The following is a 15,655-nucleotide window of genomic DNA, read 5'->3' on the forward strand; positions in this document are numbered from 1 at the left end:
GCTATTCGGACGATTTCAATAACGCCAGTTACCAATTACGCACGCCAACCCTGCTGACCCCCACCGCATCCACGACACCAGATGCCCGGTAGATAGCCACGCGTGCAAGCCATTACCGCCGACACTCACCAACGCCCCAACACCTAACACTGTCCACAGAAAAACCCGGTTCCAGAACTGCGCGCGATACGGCGCCAACGACACGATTACCAGGGTCGCGAGAATGATCACACCGTCAACAAGCAGCGGCGACAACCACGACGGCCAGCCCGGCCACGCCGTCATCGCGGCAAGACTTCGCAGCGAATTGAACGACAAGACGAAGCTGATGGTCGCGATAAACACCGTGAGCCACACGGATGCGGTGCGGCTTCGGATCACGAGGCGCAAGGTCCGCTCGGCGTCGTCGTGCGCCTCTTCGCGCCTCCGGGAGGCAGGCATAGGCGACCGCGATTCCGTATGGAGCTCACCACTGCCGGTTGGTTGCCGCGGTTCGATCGGACTGCCGACCGTGCTCGTCTCGAGGTCACGGTCGCCCGGGATCACTGCGCCATTGCGGCGGGCTTCAACGGTCGTCACCTCGGTATATCCCCCCCTCCGCGCCGTTAAGCTGGTAAATGATCAAGAAACGCTCCACAGGGAAACCTACCGGCCCCAAAGCGCTTACGCGCTGCTCGCGGCGATGCAATTTGGGGCCCTTCGCTGCGCACCCCGAACTGTGGCGCAAGACAATCCGCGAGACATCCCGTGCGAGCACAGCTGACATATCGCGTGCGATAGTGCGTGAGATAGCGGTCGTACTATCGTACGAGGTACCGCAAGAGGGGTCGCGCACGACAGGGCGCGCGGTATCATGGCACATAACGCGAGAATCAGTGCACGCGATCATGCGTGACTTATTGCAGACAACAGCACACGCATTGCGCCACGGGATAGACAACGGCAGATGGTGCGGCCCATCGCACGCGTTACCTCACGCATCCTGACACGCCGCAGCGTGTGCAGTAGCGCGCGCGTGCAGCTACGCGCTATGCTTCGCGTAGCTGCACGCGGGGGAGTTGGACGTAGCGGGCGGAGGGCCCCTTTTCGGGCCCCGCTTCTCGGCACGACCCCCCCAGGTAGGGCCCCCCTGTGAAGGAGAGAAGGTTTCCCTTGTCTAATCCATCAACCCTTGAGGCAGCCCGGCGCCTCGCTGTCAGTGACCCGGACCCGCAACTCCTCGCGACCTTGCAAGACCTCATAGTGGCGGTCGCAGCGCACAAAGGGGGAGTGGGTAAAACCGAAATCGCCAAAGAGCTGGCCTGGCTGCTCGCCGGCATCCTCATCGACTTCGACTGGGACCGCGGCGGCGCCTCCCGTGCTTGGGGATACCGCTACGAAACCCGCACCAATGCGCCGCTGCTTGATGCCATGGAAAACAGCCGAACACCCCGCCCGCTCACCGGAGGCCCTTTCCGCGCTGATCTGGTCCCATCCCACCCCGACTGGGGCAATAACCAGCCCCCGCAAGACCACGTCACGACCCAGCTTGAGAAATGGTCCGCCGAATGGCGCCGACCCCTCGTCATCGATACCCACCCTGGTGGGGGAGACGACGCCAACCCCAGCGCCTCCGGAGCCATCGCTGCCGCCAACGTCATCGTTGTACCGATCGTCCTGGAAACCCGGCCTCTGGAAGCCCTCGAAGGCATGGCCGACGAACTTCGCGCCTTCCCGCTGCTCATCATCCCCAACATGGTCGACGCAGCTCCGCGCAAGATGGTCGACTGGCTACAACGCATCAGCGAGACCTACAACGTCCCCGTAGGCCCATCAATCGGCAAATACGGCTGGCTCAGCCGCCGATCCCTACGTATGGCCGTCGCAGCGCGCACTCCCGTGCCCGCCAAGAACCGCCAATTCGTCGACGAGATCACCGACGTCGCCCGGGCGGTAATCACCTACACCCAGAAAGCCCAAGGCTGACCATGAGCGACAACCTCGGCGGTATCCATCAACTCCACGAGCGTCGCGCTCGCCGCACCCGCCAAGCCCCCCAGCCGCGCCACCCCAAGCTCGGGGCGGCCGAAGCGCTCGATCAACCACTCACCGCCCAGGACGGCCGTAGCGACACCACCACCACCACGGCGGCGACTCCGCCTGCACCAACGCCCTCACCGCCCCCAGCCGAGCCGCAAGCCACAGCGCCAGCAGAATCCCAGCCGGCGGCCGAATCACACGACCGCGCCACGGCAGAAAACGACGCCATCGAAGATGTCTCGCACGACAAGGCTGACAGTGACCCCGGCGCGATGCCAACACTGGACATCGATCCTGACGACCCCACCGCCCACATCGTTTCGCCGACTGTCCTGAGCATCCCGGCCTCGATCGTCAAACGGTTCGAACGCGCCCGCGCCCACGCCCCCAGTCACACAGCCCTCGTGCTCGATGCGCTCCGCGCACATGCCCAGGAACTTCCAACGCTCATCCTCAACCGCCGACCCGGCCCAAAACCCGGCGACCTCTTCCCCTTCCGTGAAGCCCCGGGCCGCACGTCCCAGGACACACCCCTCCCGGTACGCATCCGCCCGACCAAAGGCGAACTTGCAGTCATGAAGACCCTTACCGACTGGGCCAGCGCTCGCATCGCCAAACAGCGCCCCGGAACACGCGAAACCAACAGGTCTGAAATGGTCGCTGCTGCCTTGGACGTCTTTCTTCCGCCTCTCAAGAAGACCTCGCCCTGAGGCACACGAACCCCAAACGCCGTACGATAATGCCGTACAATAACGGTACTGGGTATTGGTACGGTTGGAAGGGCCGAGGTCATGGCTATCAGTGCAAGTGAGGCCCGGCAGCGCCTCTTTCCGCTGCTTGAACAAGTCAACACCGACCACGAGCCTGTGCGAATTACGTCCAAGGCCGGAGATGCAGTGCTCATGTCGGCCGCTGACTACGATTCGTGGCAAGAAACGGTCTACCTCCTGCGTTCCCCCGAGAATGCCCGCCGACTCATGGAGGCCGTCGCCCGAGACAACGCCACCCGGCCCACCCCCGGCAGCTACACCAAGTCGATCGACGAACTCGAGGAGATGGCCGGCGGCCAGGAGTGAGAAGCATCAACTTCGATCCCGCCGCGTGGGAGGACTTTCTATTTTGGCTGGCTTCCGACCGCAAAACAGCACGGCGCATCACCAGACTCATCGCAGAAATCCAGCGCAACCCGTTTGCTGGGATTGGAAAACCAGAACCGCTCAAGGGTGAACTATCCGGGTACTGGTCGCGGCGCATCGACGACGAACACCGGATCGTCTACCGCGCAGATGATCACGAAATCAAGATCCTCAAAGCCCGATACCACTACTGACCAGCTTGAAACTCGACTGGTCTAGGTGTCCACGCGTACCAAGATCTCGTACTCGGGCGGGCGGTGAAATCGCAAGTATGTGAGGCGATGCCGGCCGTCCACGATCGCCTGGCCTGCGATGCGCAGCGGGCTTGCCAGCCAGGCACGCGAGAGACCGACGTCGCCGCAGTGAGGCCGCGCCCAGTCGTCCCACTCAGAATCGAAGGCCAGCGGCTCATTGAAGCAGGGGCGCTGATCGGGACAGGTCGGTGGCGGCCTCCACGTCATCGAGCAGGCCTGAGCTCCACGACGTCTGAGTGAGCGCGTACAAGACGATCCGTCGATACTCAGGATCGTCGGTCAGGTAGGCGCGTTTGTGGGCCGCGGCGCTGAAATGGCGGTCGTCGCCGAGGTAGGCACGCAGCTGGCGCTCGAGCTGCTTGTACGGATGGTTCGGGCCTGCGTTCTTGCCCAGGCCCGAAGGCCAAGGCAACGAGCCCAGACGGCGGATCACGAATCGGTGGACCATCGTCGAGGTCCTCGGATCATTTCTTCTCGGGGGCTGGACGCGATGATCGTTTCGACGGTGGTCGGGGAGAGCTGCTCGGCGGTGCTGTTTGAGGGAGTTGGGCGCGATACGCGGCGCTGGTTTCACGGGCGAGTGCCAAGGCCTCAGTGAGGGTGTGCACCCGTTCGTCGGCGCTACGTTGCATTTGGGTGAGCTGTTCGGTGTGGTCGATACGAAGCCTTTCTCGTTCTGCCCGTGCGTCGTCGCGTAGTCGCTCGAGCTCTTGGTTGAGCGATGCCAAGGCTTCCCGTTCGGCTTCTATCGTTCGCTGTGCGGCCGTGGCCTCAGCACGCGCAGTGGCGAGATCGGCGCGCAGACCGGCTAACTCGGCTGCGGTCTGCTGCGTGGCCTCGCGTGCGGAGTCGACCTGGGCCTGGAGGCGTTGACGTTCTTCTTCGGCCGCGCGGCGAGTTTGGTCGAGTTCACGACGCACCGCGGCAGCGGTGTGGCGCTCACGCTCGGCCGCCTCGTCGGCGGCCTGTTGGGCGGCCTGGGCCGAGGCGGCCTCAAGTTGGGCGGCATTGGCGTCGCGGCGCGCTTGGTCAAGTTCGGCGCTGCGGTGCGCGAGTTCGTTTTGGTGTTCGGCCTGCGCTGCCGCCAACTGCTCCTGCGCGCTTGCTACCGCGCTCTGGGCCTCGGCGCGAACCTGGGCTATCTCGGCTTGCAGCTCCTCGCGCACACGCGCCGTTTCGGCGATCGCGTCCTCGGCCAGCGCATCGGCTTCTTCGCGTTCACGCTCGGCGGTCTGTTCGCGCTCGTTAGCCTGCCGGGCGGCGCGCTCAGCGGCCGCGCTGCGTCGCTCGGCCTCAGTCACCTTCGCGAGCGCGTCCCGGTGCGCATCTTCAACCTCGGCGCCCGCAGCCTCGACGTCGCCGGCCGCCCGCAGCTGGACCACCAAGTCATCGAGGTACACGCGCAGGTCCGCCACCTTCTCCGGTAATTCGTCCAACCGCTGCTCCAAGGTGGCCCGGGCCAGGGACACCCCGGAGGCCAGCCCAGCGTCCTCCTGCGTCGCGACCGAACCACGCTGCGCGCGGCGGGCCCGCCACGCGTTGGCGCGGTTATGCACCGGCCCGCCGGAGCTGTCGGGCTGTTCGCAGTATCGCGACGGACGGCCCGTGGCTGGGTCCGGCCGGCTAGTGCGTGTGCAGCCGGGGTAGTTACAGCGATCCCGCGGCGCGGAGTCGTCCGTCGGGGCAGTTTCGCTCATTCCGTCATTTTACCGCTTTCGTCGCCACAGAGCAATGACGCAACGAAACGAAACGAAAATACGAAACGAAACTACGAAACGGATCGCGCCGGACACGCGTGTGCCGGGCAGCGATGGTCAGATTGCTGCGGCGCGCGGTGCCTGCGCGCCGATGACGCGGCCCAAACCCCCCGTCACTGTGACGAAAGCTGCGGCGACGGCCCCTACGGCCACCCGGGGTGAATAGTTGGCACCAACGCCGGAACATATGCCGGCCGGCTCGGCGATGTCAGCAGCCGCTGCAGAGACACCAACTCATCGCCACGCTCGTGCCTCAACCCTCAAATAGCAAACGGCAAGTCCCGCTGGCGGCGGTCAGGCTCGACCCAAACCGCGAAATTTGCCACACCAGCCGTCATTCTCATGCATAACAGCTATTATGCATGAACAATGTCGGCGACCAGCCGCACTCGCCCACCCGCGCACCAAGGAATGTGAGACATGACCAGCCAGGCCACGTGGCCGCCACCAGCGTCAATCGACGATCTTCCCAGGGACGGGTGGAGCTGGAGTGATTTCAGCCGACCCGTGTTCGAGTTCGCGCAGGTGCTTTCCGACACGAACGCTGTCGCGTGGTCGGGTGATTCGTGGGCGTTCTGGGAAAAGCCCTGGGATTGGGACAATGCACATGCGTTGTGGGAGAAGCTCGGTAAGCCTCGCCGAGACGATCCCACGTGGATGCGCTTCGTCCACGCGGTCGACACCCACACCGAAGCCGAACAGTTGACCGCCCTGCAAAACACCGGTCGTCTTCCCGCGCTGTGGTGGGAGGATGACGGCGAGTGGTCCACATTCACCAAAGTGCTTGTCTCAGCGGGCCATAGCTATCTTTCTGGCTACGTGACTCCAACCCGCACCCGCACGGCGCGATGGCGTGACGTATTCCGCTGGACCTTCGACGCACCCCATGCCGACTGGGTAGCACTCGGCCGGCCCCAGCGGCGTACCCACGGGTGGGCCGAATTCCTCATCAAGTGGCGCATGCCCGGACCGGCTCGCCGTGGCGGGTGAAACACGTCCACGGACCCCGAGCCCGAGCCGTGGACGCACTGATGCCCAACGACCTAGCTGGTTCCGCGCATTCCTCACCGACCGCGCTACCCGCAAGCCATCGCCGCACACCCTGCAGGCCTACCGACAAGACTTCGACGCGATCGCCAGCGCCATCACCGGCGCCGACCCAGGACAAGACCTGTCAAGGCTCGACCCGCTTGACCTCACCAAAGATGCGCTGCGCCAAGCCTTTGCGGCCTACGCTGGCTCCCACGAAGCAGCCTCGATCCGCCGCTGCTGGTCGACATGGAACACCTTGTGCACCTACCTCTACACCACCGAACTGCTCCCCGGAAATCCTATGCAGGTGATCGGCCAACCCAAACCGGCCAAGGCCCTTCCCCGATCACTTCCCGCCGAGGCCGCTGAAGCACTCATCACCGCGATAGAGGCGCCGGCGGCCAACAAACGCGCGACCGACTGGCCCGAGCGCGACCGCGCCATCATCTTGACGGCCCTGCTGGCCGGGCTGCGCGCGGCCGAGCTCCGGGGCGCCAACATCGGCGACCTACGTCTCAGCGACGGCGGTGGGGTCCTTCGGGTACGCGGAAAAGGCGGCAAGCACCGTTCAGTTCCTATCGAACAAGCCCTCGTCGACGTCCTCAACAGCTACCTCACCACCCGGGCGGCCCGCTTCCCCGCCACCACCCGCGGGCGATCGGGCCAAAATCCGCGGCCACAGTGGCCAGCCAGCGCGGCTCTGTTCGTCGGCCGCGATGGCGCCCGAATCACCCGCGGCGCTTTGCAATACCGTGTGCTGCGCGCATTCAACCTGGCCGGGCCCGACGCCCAGCGCACCCCCGGCGCGATGGTTCACGCGCTCCGGCACACCTACGCCACCGAGCTCGCCGGCGCCAACATCAGCGTCTACACCCTCATGAAGCTGCTAGGCCATGAATCCATGGCCACCTCGCAACGCTACGTCACCGCCGCTGGCTCTGAAACCCGCTCGGCCGCCGCGCAAAACCCACTCTATGAACTACTCGCTCCCACAGTCGAGGGCGACGGCGATCGCCCAGCGGCCTCGCCCGCAGATTCGACGCAATAACCTCGCACTGGCCATCGCACAACGCACTGCCAGCTGGGAGAATTGGACCAACAGCGGCTAGGACGGCTTGTGTCAGACCCGGTCGGTAATCTAAGGCGAACCCGCAATCAGCGCTGAAATGGTGAAGGCCGAGCGAATGCAGATTCTGGTACTAATCCTGATAAACGTCACCGGCATCATGGCGCCGTTGCTGATCCTGCGCATCATGCGGGCGCCGGTCTCGGCTCTCATCGCCACCGCCGTGATGGACGCCATGGTCTGGGCCGCCATGTTCATCTTCGACCCTGTCGGCAAGTACCTCATGCCCCTGTTATCCCAGCTCCATTCATAAGCGTTGGGCAATTAAGACATTCCGGCGCCGCCTTTAACGTCCATCAAGAGCTTGCAGCGTGCACGAATCACCAAGGGACGGCGTGTAAATCGTGTACTGGCAGTGCTGGCAACGGTGTGAGCGGTGCATTCGTCGTTCGCAACGGCAGTGTGCTATGCCAACGAGCACCTGGTGCGCTCCGAGTTGCGCGCCGCATTCCGGACAGTGCGACGGGCGGTGTTCTTCCCACCCGCGCCGGGTCTGCACAAGCCGCATTTTTGCGATGGTAGCGGGGAATTGAAGTTGAAGCGCCTGCGGCGCTGCTGAATGGCTTGGGCCTTGCCCAAGCCCATGTTTGTTTGCCTTTCTGGCTTTCGATTATGCCGGCGGTCCGCTTCGCGTCAAGGCCACGGCCTGCGCTTCGCTTCGGGCACAAGGCTCGCACAGTTCCCCGGCACGCTCGCTTCGCTCGCGGCGGCCAACTGTGCGCCCGGACCTTGCACTCCGCGTCCCTATGCCGGCCCAAATCTCAATTGCCAGAAGGCAAACAGAACAGGCGGCCATGCGGACGCCTGACCCACCCAGAAAGGTTCAACCATGACCGACATCACCAGCACCGACACTGCGGGCAATGCCACTGACCAGCCGATCGGCACCTTGGAACACCTTGATCCGGCGTTGCTCGACATTGGTGACAATGTTCGCGACGATGCCGCGCTGAGCAAGGCGTTCATCGCCAACATCGCCGAAAATGGCGTCCTGGTGCCGATTACGGCTGTCCGCGACGCGGAACGGCCCGAGGTCATCCGTGTCCGCAACGGACAGCGGCGCACTCTTGCTGCCCGCGAAGCGGGATTATCCAGCGTCCCCGTCTATGTGCTGCCGTCCACTGCTGCCGATGCCACCCAGGAAACCATCGACCGCATCGTGCACCAGATCGTCACCAACGATCAAAAGCTCGACATCACCGACGCGCAACGGGCGCGCGGTATCCAGCAGATGATCGATGCGGGGATGTCGGTGACCAAGGTGGCCAAGAAGCTGTCTGTGGGCAAGGACGCTGTGAAGGCCGCCCACACGGCCTCGCGGTCGGCGACGGCCATGGATGCGCTGGCTAGTGGCCAGCTGAGCCTGGTCGAAGCGGCGGCGATCACCGAGTTTGAGGACATGCCCGGTGCCGTTGAGCGGCTGATGAGTGCGGCTGACAGCGGCTGGTTCGAGCACACGGTCGCCCAACTGCGCCAGCAACGTGCCACTGACGAGGCCCGCGCCCAAGTGGCCCCGGCCTACGCCGACAAGGGGTTCACTCTCCTTGAGCAGCGCCCGGATTCGTGGGACCCGGCTTGCATCCCGCTGCATCACCTGGTGACCGCTGACGGGGAGGAAGCCGACGACGACGCGGTGACGCACCCCGCCCATTGGGCTGTGTTGCTCGTTGAGGACACCGCATGGTGCGACGTGGAAACCGGTGAAGTGATTGACGAAGAGAGCGTGGACTGGGAGACCGAGGATCAGCCGGACGCCACACCCGCAGAGGGGATGCGCCACGCCAACACGGTCACCGAGGCGCAGGTGTTCACTCCCGATTACTACTGCCTCGACTACCGCGCCGCCGGTCTGACGCCGCAGAGCTGGTTCGCGCGGCAAGCCGGGCTGGTGGACACCGACACCGGCGAAGCAGTCGACCTGGACGACGAGGCCCGCGAAGCCGCACGCCAGCAGGCGGCGATCGAGCGGGCCGAGACCGAAAAGCGTGAGCGCCGTAAAGTGTTGGCGCTCAACAAGCTCGGTGATGCGGCCCTTGGCGTGCGGCGTGATTTCGTCAAGAAGCTGTTGGCGCGAAAGACACCTCCCAAGGGCGCCGGTCTCTTCGTGGCGGACTGCTTGGCCCGTGACAGTGCGTTGCTCACGAACAACAACGCGCTGGACACCACCGCCGAACTGCTCGGACTCGACAGCGGCCAGGCCGTGGCCAAGCTCGTGGCCGAGCTACCCGCCAACGGCGACGCACGCGCGCAGGTGATCACGCTGGGCCTGATTCTCGGTGCGCTCGAATCGCGCACCCCCAAGGATGCTTGGCGCAACAACAGCGGCTGGTGGGGCCATCACGTCGGCGGCGCTGAGTACCTGCGCTGGCTCGCCGACAACGACTATCCGCTGGCTCCCGTCGAGGAAGTCGTGACCAAGGCCAAAAGCACCGACGAGGTGTATGAGCAGTACTTGGCTGATGCGGTAAAGGAGTAGCGCGCCGCTCGGGTGGGGTCAGGGCTGCGGCTCTGGCCCCACCTTGGGCGATGGCGATCCGCCCCCGTCATGCCCTGCTGCGTGTTCGCTGCGGCGGCAGCAGCATCACGATGCCCGCCGTTGGCGGCTAAACACGTTCTGCCTTCTGGGCTTTCGATTCTGACCGGCCGGGTCGCTACTTGCAAGGCGCCGGCCTCCGCGCTGCTGCGGGCCGGTGGCTCGCGAACTTTTCCCCAAGCCGCTCGCTGGCGCTCACTGGGAAAACTTCGCGCCCGGGCCTTGCATTCCACGACCCGCGGGCCGGTCTATATCCCCAATGCCAGAAGGGCAAAAGAATGGCATCAAATAACAGGAAGCGCTATCGAAGGAATACGGTAATGAGTCACATCTGTGGTTGGCGCATGGTGAATGAAAGGCGAACGTGGATAGGCATCACTGGCGAGTATGTTGTCGCGCTACGGTTACCGCCAGATCGTCCTGGGCGAGAATCAGCCTGAATCTGTATGTAGGGTTCCGGTTGGCTCAAAGGCGAGCCGTAGTCGGCGCTGGCCGCCTCAACGAGGCTGGTAGTACACGCTTTCTCCTCACCGATGTTGAGCAGAGCTCACCGCCCAAGAGAATGGCGCATACGTGTCGGGAAGCAGCTCCAAAGAATGTCGATAAGTGGTCGAATTTCTTTCTCCCGGCTATGGCATAAGGACAATCACGGCAGTAATATTGAATTATCAATCGCAGCACCAACCATTTGCGAAGGAGGCTCGTAATGTCCCCGATCACTGTTTATACAAAACCTGCCTGCGTGCAGTGCAACGCGACTTTCCGGGCGCTGGATAAAAAGGGAATCAGTTACCAGAAAGTCGACGTGACCGAGCACCCAGAGGCCCGCGAATACGTCATGAGTCTGGGCTATCTGGGCGCACCCGTCGTCTATGTCTCGCCCACGGTGCATTGGTCGGGGTTCCGCCCGGATCGCTTGGCCGGCCTGGCCGCCGCCTAACAGCTGCACCCCTGACCGAAAGGACTCACACCCATGCACACCGACACCGCGCTTGAGCAAGCCGTCGCCGAGTTCACCGAGCTCGACGCCATCGAGCGAATCGCTGAAACGCGAAGCCATCTGCTTTCCCACATCTCTACGGCAGTCAAGGCCCTGCAAGACGCGAGTGGCGCCTTGGCGCAGCTGCGCAGCAACAGCGTCTACGACGTCGAGTTTGTGGAGGGTCGCGATGGCCGCGATGTTGCCACCTTCCTCGACGAGAGCATTCGCCACACCCGTGCGGCCTACGCGGTGGTGCACACCGTTATCGATCAGGAGACACCGTGATGGCGAGCGCACACCAACTCCACAGTCCCGGAGCCGCTTTGGACCACGTGCGGGACGCCCTGCAAGCAGCGGGGCACGCCATCCGCCCGCGTGGTTCGGAGGCCTTCATGGCCAGCTGCCCCCTGCACACCGACCACTGCCCCTCGCTGTCGGTTGGGTGGCGAGAAAACACCCGCGCCGGCACTGGCGGTGCGGTCCTGCTGCACTGCTTTAGCTGCCAAGCCCCCGCGGCCGCCATCGCGGCCGCACTGGGTCTGCGCCTGGCCGATCTGTTCGACAACCCCAGCCCCGCAACCGGGCAACGCTGGCCTCGCGTCACGCAGCCCAGGGCCAGGCGAACTCCTGGGCCAGGGCCGTTACCCGCACGCATCACCGCGGGGCGCGAAGACACCAACCACCACTGGCGCCGGGCCCGGGTCTACACCTACCTGACCCCCACGGGAACCCCGGTGCAGCAGGTCGTCCGCGAAGAATGCGCATGCACTGGTCGACCCCACAAACAGTTCCGGCAGCGCTACCGCGACGGAGGCCAGTGGGTGTACCGCAAGCCGTACGGATTCACCCCGGTGTTATACCGGCCCGCCGCAATTGCGGCCGCAGCCACACGCGGCGCATGGATATGGGTCACCGAAGGTGAAAAAGACGCCGACACCCTGACTGCACTCGGCCGGCTGGCCACCACCAACGCCCAAGGAGCCGCCAACTTCCCCGCCGAACTCGTCGACGACTTCGCCGGACTCAAGGTCGCCATCGTCGCCGACCGAGACCTCGCCGGTTATCAGCGGGCGATCAACCTCTATGCACGCCTACGCAGCATCACTGCCCAAGTCGTGGTGCTCTTACCCGCCCTCGACGTCGACAAAGCCGACGTCACCGATCACGTCAACGCCGGCCTGTGGAACCGCGCCGAGCTTTTCGGAGGCCTTTCCGTCATCACGCCCGCCGAACTGCACACCTTGGCCGCGGCCGCCAAAGCCCGGGTGGCCGCCGAGCGTTTCGACGTCGCCCTGCAGGAAGCCCGCGCGCACCAGGACCGTCGCGGCCTGGTACCCGGCAGCGCACGCAACGCCGCACGATGGCTCGCCGAAGCCGCCGAACAACTGCGCACAGTGCAACACACCCACCAAGACCTGCACCACGACATCGGCGAGCAGCCCTCACCCAGGCAGCGCGCCGAGGCGGCCGCCATTGATGCCCTCCTCGAGCAGCTCACCACTGACTACCGGAACAACACACGCAGGCCAGCGATACACGCTGGCCATGATCGGTTGAAGGAGTCTGCATGACAACGCGTTTCGAGATCGCCATCACCAACCGCGCGGCCGCAGCCATCGCCGCAGCGCCGGGCCGGCCCGGGCCCGCCGCCAACACCGCCCGCGCCTGGATCGACAGCATGACCGCCCGCGCCCAACTACGCTCCGAGCGTCGCCTGCGCCACACTCGCGCCGCCTAACCCCCGGAAAGGTGACCCCACTCATGCACGCCATCACCCGCCGATTCGCCGCCGCCGCAGGGGTGCTCACCGCAGCAACTCTGGCTCTAGCCGGTCCACCCTCGGCACACGCCGCGCTAGCCGTGGTCAGCCCCGGCGAAGAGGTCGACTACATCAACCCCACCGGAGGCAACCAGTTCTGCACCATCGGCTACGTCTACACCGGCGCGGACCTGCACACCTACGCCATCACCGCCGCCCACTGCCGCTCTGACCCCGCGTCAGGCTATGCGCGCGACAAGCGAAGCGGACTCACCGGCAAGTTCGTGCGCACCATTTTCGAGTCGCCGCGCAGCGGCGGCGCCGACTACGCGCTGATCGACTTCAACACCAACTCCATGGCATCGGCCTTCATCGACGCCAACCACACGCTCTTTACCGACGACCATCCCGAACCCCAAGTCGGCGAAACTGTCTGCCGCATCGGAGTTTCCAGCGGACAGCACTGCGGACAAATCGCGGCCGCCCAAGGCCGAGACCAATACCTGACCACAGGGATGCCGCCCAGCATCCCCGGTGACTCCGGAGGCCCGGTGTGGACGCCAACCTCACAGGGTTACGCGCAAATCATCGGGATTTGGCTAGGTGAAAAAACCACCGCCGCCGGCCAACAGTACGGCCGCTTCGCCTCACTATCCAGTGGCCTTCGCGCACTTAGCGCGCCCGAACGACCCGGTCAAAACGCCAGCAATCCCGAGTAATCAGCTCGCGGATACGACACGTCGAAGCTCAACTCCGGTACCGGCCACTGCCCGGTCACCAACCAGGTCATCGCCGGCACCGCAACACCCTGCGGCCCCTTCATGAGGTCACGCGCGAAGGCCTCTTCAAACATCACACCAGCGTACAGCCGCTGGGACTGGCCACCTGCCGGTGGCCACCAAATCCGTAGCCCCTCACCCTTTTAAGCCGTCAGCGGGGCGCTCATGGTAAGCGGGTGGGGACCCCGACCGGTCCACCCACGCCCACACCGGGCCTCGCCGTGCCGAGTGACTGTTTTGGGTCCTAATGCCAGCTCGCCGAAGGGCGCTTCGCGCCGGCGAGCGCGGACCCAAAACCCGGCGAACACCCGCCGCGGGACTCGTCGGGGTGGACCGCCCACCCTCACCCGCTTACCCGCACCCCAGCGCTGACCAGCGCACCACATCACCATCCGAAACGGAGAACACACCAATGACGAAATCCGCCACACCCATTTACGTCACGCCGGCCGGCGTCATTACTCACAGCATCGTGTCCATCAAAGGCCAGCTCGAACCCGACATCACCGTGCACCACGCCCGCACCCCGTCCGCCCGTATCGGCATCACGGTCGGCGGCATGCACATGAGCCTGCAGAACTGCCAGACAGCCCAGGGCCTGCTCGAGGCCTTCGTCGCTGCGCGCACTCAGATGATCCATGTCCCCGCGGAAATCCCCACCGCTGGAGCCGTGGCCGAGGAGCCCGCCGGCCGCGCAGTGCTCGGCGTCGAGTGGACGAGGGCACCGGCTTACGCTGTCGTGGCACAGTCGGCGCTCAACAAGCTCAAGACCGCGAAACTGCACTGGGTCGAGCTCTACACCGGCCCGATCACCTGGCAATTGCGTGACCGCGCCGCGATCCTGTCGATGATCGACGCGTTTCGACAGGTCCACCGAGTGGCGATCGCGGTCTTCGCAGACGGTGAGCGCTACAAAGCCGATCCCACCGACGCCGACTATCGAGCGGCCTGAACACATTCCGGGCCCGGCCGCCTCTCCCATCGGGGGGTGGCCGGGCCCCCCTTTTCTTCCGGTCCGCTGAGGTGCCGGCGCGCCCCGCGCGACCGGACTGGCCACCTGCCGGTGGCCACCAAATCCGTAGCCCCTCACCTTATTTGCCGTCAGCAGGGGTCGCAGTCTAATCGGCCGGGGGCCCCGACCGGTCAACCCACGCCCACACCGAACTACGCAGGCCCAGTGACCTTTTCGGCCCTATGCCAGCTCGCCCCATGGCGCTTCGCGCCAGGCGAGCGCGGGCCGAAAACCCTGCTGCGTTCGGCGCGGGACTCTTCGGGGTTGACCGCCCACCCTCACCCGATTAGCCCACTCCCCCAGCGCTGACCAGCGCACCACATCACCGCACAGAACGGACAAACATCATGTGCTACAACCGCATCGCGATCCTGGCTGATCTGCGTAACCAACTCGTCAACGGGACCTGCAACCCCAGCCGAGGCCTCGCCGAGCTCGCCGCCCCACTCCTGGTCGACGACAGCTATAAGACCCTGCTCTACAAGATCGCCGAGCGCCGGCCGCTACGGGCCGCACTGCTGTGGGGCCGTATCGGCGATCACCTCAGCGGACAGGCCCGAATCGAAGCCCTCACCCTGGCCGCTGCGTTCGCCCTCAAAGGTGGCAATCCCGGCATCGCGGCCACGATCATCACCCGCGTCGACGTCGCGGTCCGCCGCGAGCACACCGAGACGCCGGCAATGATCGAGATTCTCAAACTCGACCACCGCATCCAAGCGCACCTGACCCACGTCGTCGCCTGAAACCACCTACCTCACACAAGGCATCCACCATGAGTAATCACATCGAATGGGGCCACGCCGCGGACAGCCTCTACACCCTGCACCCGCGCGAGCGGGCAATCGAGAAATTCCACCCCGAGGACGAAGATGCAGTCAGCGGGCCCTTCGTCCTGGGACTGTGGAACGGAAACGGCGACGGTCTCGCCCTGCAAGGAAGTCGCCGCGAAATCCTCGACTACCTCGGCCACGTCATCGCGCACGTGCGCCGCGAAACCCATCCCCGCCTTGAGCTCGACCAGGCCCTCAAACGACTGCACACGCTGCGAGAAGAACGCAGCGCGGTCCTCGATCACGCTAACTACAGCACCTGCGACGTCGCTCGACTCGACGAAGCGGAAGTCGACCTGCTCAACGACGTCGCCGAGGCCGCCGCTGAAGTCAACGCCGAGCTGCACCCGTACTAACCCAAGGACCTCTCCGGGCCCGGCCGCCTCTCCCACCACGAGGGGTTGGCCGGGCCCCCCCTTTTTCTTCCAGCTCACAC

Annotated in this window: 20 protein-coding genes; 16 read left to right on the plus strand and 4 right to left on the minus strand. The window is 64.9% G+C overall.

Going from position 1 to position 15,655, the window contains the following annotated elements:
* Nucleotides 1-15 precede the first annotated feature (15 nt).
* Nucleotides 16-579, minus strand: a complete 564-nt coding sequence (locus tag HMPREF0591_RS28940) for a DUF2637 domain-containing protein (RefSeq protein ID WP_157137592.1) — start codon at nt 577-579, stop codon at nt 16-18.
* Between the two features lie 690 nt (nt 580-1,269).
* On the opposite strand from HMPREF0591_RS28940, the gene HMPREF0591_RS28945 reads away from it, so the two are divergent.
* From HMPREF0591_RS28945 to HMPREF0591_RS28960, 4 genes are all read left to right on the plus strand, one after another.
* Nucleotides 1,270-1,965, plus strand: a complete 696-nt coding sequence (locus tag HMPREF0591_RS28945; protein ID WP_007172400.1) for a ParA family protein — start codon at nt 1,270-1,272, stop codon at nt 1,963-1,965.
* 2 nt (nt 1,966-1,967) lie between these two features.
* Nucleotides 1,968-2,729, plus strand: coding sequence for a hypothetical protein (locus HMPREF0591_RS32770; protein ID WP_023363524.1), 762 nt, complete (start codon nt 1,968-1,970; stop codon nt 2,727-2,729).
* 81 nt (nt 2,730-2,810) lie between these two features.
* A complete protein-coding gene (locus tag HMPREF0591_RS28955; protein ID WP_007172404.1) occupies nt 2,811-3,095 on the plus strand; it encodes a type II toxin-antitoxin system Phd/YefM family antitoxin in 285 nt (94 codons plus the stop codon).
* Nucleotides 3,092-3,349 (plus strand): Txe/YoeB family addiction module toxin, encoded by a 258-nt coding sequence (locus HMPREF0591_RS28960; protein WP_007172405.1) that lies wholly within the window; start codon nt 3,092-3,094, stop codon nt 3,347-3,349. Before HMPREF0591_RS28955 ends, HMPREF0591_RS28960 begins: the two co-directional genes overlap by 4 nt.
* 214 nt (nt 3,350-3,563) lie before the next feature.
* Here HMPREF0591_RS28960 and HMPREF0591_RS28965 read toward each other — a convergent pair whose 3' ends face one another.
* Together HMPREF0591_RS28965 and HMPREF0591_RS31705 are read right to left on the minus strand one after the other, a co-directional pair.
* Nucleotides 3,564-3,857 carry a hypothetical protein gene (locus tag HMPREF0591_RS28965; RefSeq protein ID WP_007172406.1) on the minus strand — a complete coding sequence of 98 codons (294 nt, stop codon included), beginning with the start codon at nt 3,855-3,857 and terminating at the stop codon, nt 3,564-3,566.
* Nucleotides 3,858-3,873: 16 nt separating this feature from the next.
* Entirely contained in the window at nt 3,874-5,106 is a 1,233-nt protein-coding gene (locus tag HMPREF0591_RS31705; protein WP_023363525.1) for a coiled-coil domain-containing protein, read from the minus strand.
* 480 nt (nt 5,107-5,586) lie between these two features.
* Between HMPREF0591_RS31705 and HMPREF0591_RS28975 the strand changes: the two genes are divergently transcribed.
* From HMPREF0591_RS28975 to HMPREF0591_RS29010, 9 genes are all read left to right on the plus strand, one after another.
* Nucleotides 5,587-6,156, plus strand: coding sequence for a hypothetical protein (locus tag HMPREF0591_RS28975; protein ID WP_007172408.1), 570 nt, complete (start codon nt 5,587-5,589; stop codon nt 6,154-6,156).
* Nucleotides 6,146-7,246, plus strand: coding sequence for a tyrosine-type recombinase/integrase (locus tag HMPREF0591_RS28980; RefSeq protein WP_007172409.1), 1,101 nt, complete (start codon nt 6,146-6,148; stop codon nt 7,244-7,246). Before HMPREF0591_RS28975 ends, HMPREF0591_RS28980 begins: the two co-directional genes overlap by 11 nt.
* Before the next feature lie 118 nt (nt 7,247-7,364).
* Complete coding sequence (locus tag HMPREF0591_RS28985) at nt 7,365-7,577, plus strand: hypothetical protein (protein WP_007172410.1); 213 nt, start codon at nt 7,365-7,367, stop codon at nt 7,575-7,577.
* A gap of 576 nt (nt 7,578-8,153) precedes the next feature.
* Entirely contained in the window at nt 8,154-9,800 is a 1,647-nt protein-coding gene (locus HMPREF0591_RS28990) for a ParB/RepB/Spo0J family partition protein (RefSeq protein ID WP_007172412.1), read from the plus strand.
* 763 nt (nt 9,801-10,563) lie between these two features.
* On the plus strand, nt 10,564-10,797 hold the full coding sequence (gene nrdH / locus HMPREF0591_RS28995; protein ID WP_007172413.1) for a glutaredoxin-like protein NrdH: 234 nt from the start codon (nt 10,564-10,566) through the stop codon (nt 10,795-10,797).
* Nucleotides 10,798-10,830: 33 nt separating this feature from the next.
* Nucleotides 10,831-11,124: a hypothetical protein gene (locus tag HMPREF0591_RS30570; protein WP_007172414.1), complete on the plus strand. Its 294-nt coding sequence runs from the start codon at nt 10,831-10,833 to the stop codon at nt 11,122-11,124.
* A complete protein-coding gene (locus tag HMPREF0591_RS29005; protein WP_007172415.1) occupies nt 11,124-12,410 on the plus strand; it encodes a toprim domain-containing protein in 1,287 nt (428 codons plus the stop codon). Before HMPREF0591_RS30570 ends, HMPREF0591_RS29005 begins: the two co-directional genes overlap by 1 nt.
* Nucleotides 12,407-12,577 (plus strand): hypothetical protein, encoded by a 171-nt coding sequence (locus HMPREF0591_RS32040; protein ID WP_007172416.1) that lies wholly within the window; start codon nt 12,407-12,409, stop codon nt 12,575-12,577. The genes HMPREF0591_RS29005 and HMPREF0591_RS32040 overlap by 4 nt, the downstream gene beginning before the upstream one ends.
* 23 nt (nt 12,578-12,600) lie before the next feature.
* Nucleotides 12,601-13,317, plus strand: coding sequence for a chymotrypsin family serine protease (locus tag HMPREF0591_RS29010; RefSeq protein ID WP_007172417.1), 717 nt, complete (start codon nt 12,601-12,603; stop codon nt 13,315-13,317).
* Here the strand turns inward: HMPREF0591_RS29010 and HMPREF0591_RS32775 are convergent.
* Nucleotides 13,293-13,451 carry a hypothetical protein gene (locus HMPREF0591_RS32775; protein ID WP_023363534.1) on the minus strand — a complete coding sequence of 53 codons (159 nt, stop codon included), beginning with the start codon at nt 13,449-13,451 and terminating at the stop codon, nt 13,293-13,295. The genes HMPREF0591_RS29010 and HMPREF0591_RS32775 overlap by 25 nt on opposite strands.
* Before the next feature lie 338 nt (nt 13,452-13,789).
* On the opposite strand from HMPREF0591_RS32775, the gene HMPREF0591_RS29015 reads away from it, so the two are divergent.
* The 3 genes from HMPREF0591_RS29015 to HMPREF0591_RS29025 all read left to right on the plus strand — a co-directional run bounded on the left by HMPREF0591_RS29015 (nt 13,790) and on the right by HMPREF0591_RS29025 (nt 15,575).
* The gene (locus HMPREF0591_RS29015; RefSeq protein WP_007172419.1) at nt 13,790-14,329 is read left to right on the plus strand and encodes a hypothetical protein; all 540 of its coding nucleotides are present in this window, start codon (nt 13,790-13,792) and stop codon (nt 14,327-14,329) included.
* A gap of 407 nt (nt 14,330-14,736) precedes the next feature.
* Nucleotides 14,737-15,132 carry a hypothetical protein gene (locus HMPREF0591_RS29020; protein ID WP_007172420.1) on the plus strand — a complete coding sequence of 132 codons (396 nt, stop codon included), beginning with the start codon at nt 14,737-14,739 and terminating at the stop codon, nt 15,130-15,132.
* Between the two features lie 29 nt (nt 15,133-15,161).
* Complete coding sequence (locus tag HMPREF0591_RS29025; RefSeq protein WP_023363536.1) at nt 15,162-15,575, plus strand: hypothetical protein; 414 nt, start codon at nt 15,162-15,164, stop codon at nt 15,573-15,575.
* Nucleotides 15,576-15,655: the final 80 nt, after the last annotated feature.

This window comes from Mycobacterium parascrofulaceum ATCC BAA-614, from assembly GCF_000164135.1.
Classification (GTDB): Bacteria; Actinomycetota; Actinomycetes; order Mycobacteriales; family Mycobacteriaceae; genus Mycobacterium; species Mycobacterium parascrofulaceum.

Excerpts from the sequence above, each read along its gene's own strand:
- HMPREF0591_RS32770 (WP_023363524.1), top strand. The coding sequence starts at position 1,968 with ATGAGCGACAACCTCGGCGGTATCCATCAACTCCACGAGCGTCGCGCT.
- HMPREF0591_RS28955 (WP_007172404.1), top strand. The coding sequence starts at position 2,811 with ATGGCTATCAGTGCAAGTGAGGCCCGGCAGCGCCTCTTTCCGCTGCTT.
- HMPREF0591_RS28965 (WP_007172406.1), bottom strand. The coding sequence starts at position 3,857 with ATGGTCCACCGATTCGTGATCCGCCGTCTGGGCTCGTTGCCTTGGCCT.
- HMPREF0591_RS31705 (WP_023363525.1), bottom strand. The coding sequence starts at position 5,106 with ATGAGCGAAACTGCCCCGACGGACGACTCCGCGCCGCGGGATCGCTGT.
- HMPREF0591_RS28975 (WP_007172408.1), top strand. The coding sequence starts at position 5,587 with ATGACCAGCCAGGCCACGTGGCCGCCACCAGCGTCAATCGACGATCTT.
- HMPREF0591_RS28985 (WP_007172410.1), top strand. The coding sequence starts at position 7,365 with ATGGTGAAGGCCGAGCGAATGCAGATTCTGGTACTAATCCTGATAAAC.
- HMPREF0591_RS28990 (WP_007172412.1), top strand. The coding sequence starts at position 8,154 with ATGACCGACATCACCAGCACCGACACTGCGGGCAATGCCACTGACCAG.
- nrdH (WP_007172413.1), top strand. The coding sequence starts at position 10,564 with ATGTCCCCGATCACTGTTTATACAAAACCTGCCTGCGTGCAGTGCAAC.
- HMPREF0591_RS30570 (WP_007172414.1), top strand. The coding sequence starts at position 10,831 with ATGCACACCGACACCGCGCTTGAGCAAGCCGTCGCCGAGTTCACCGAG.
- HMPREF0591_RS29005 (WP_007172415.1), top strand. The coding sequence starts at position 11,124 with ATGGCGAGCGCACACCAACTCCACAGTCCCGGAGCCGCTTTGGACCAC.
- HMPREF0591_RS32040 (WP_007172416.1), top strand. The coding sequence starts at position 12,407 with ATGACAACGCGTTTCGAGATCGCCATCACCAACCGCGCGGCCGCAGCC.
- HMPREF0591_RS29010 (WP_007172417.1), top strand. The coding sequence starts at position 12,601 with ATGCACGCCATCACCCGCCGATTCGCCGCCGCCGCAGGGGTGCTCACC.
- HMPREF0591_RS32775 (WP_023363534.1), bottom strand. The coding sequence starts at position 13,451 with ATGTTTGAAGAGGCCTTCGCGCGTGACCTCATGAAGGGGCCGCAGGGT.
- HMPREF0591_RS29015 (WP_007172419.1), top strand. The coding sequence starts at position 13,790 with ATGACGAAATCCGCCACACCCATTTACGTCACGCCGGCCGGCGTCATT.
- HMPREF0591_RS29020 (WP_007172420.1), top strand. The coding sequence starts at position 14,737 with ATGTGCTACAACCGCATCGCGATCCTGGCTGATCTGCGTAACCAACTC.
- HMPREF0591_RS29025 (WP_023363536.1), top strand. The coding sequence starts at position 15,162 with ATGAGTAATCACATCGAATGGGGCCACGCCGCGGACAGCCTCTACACC.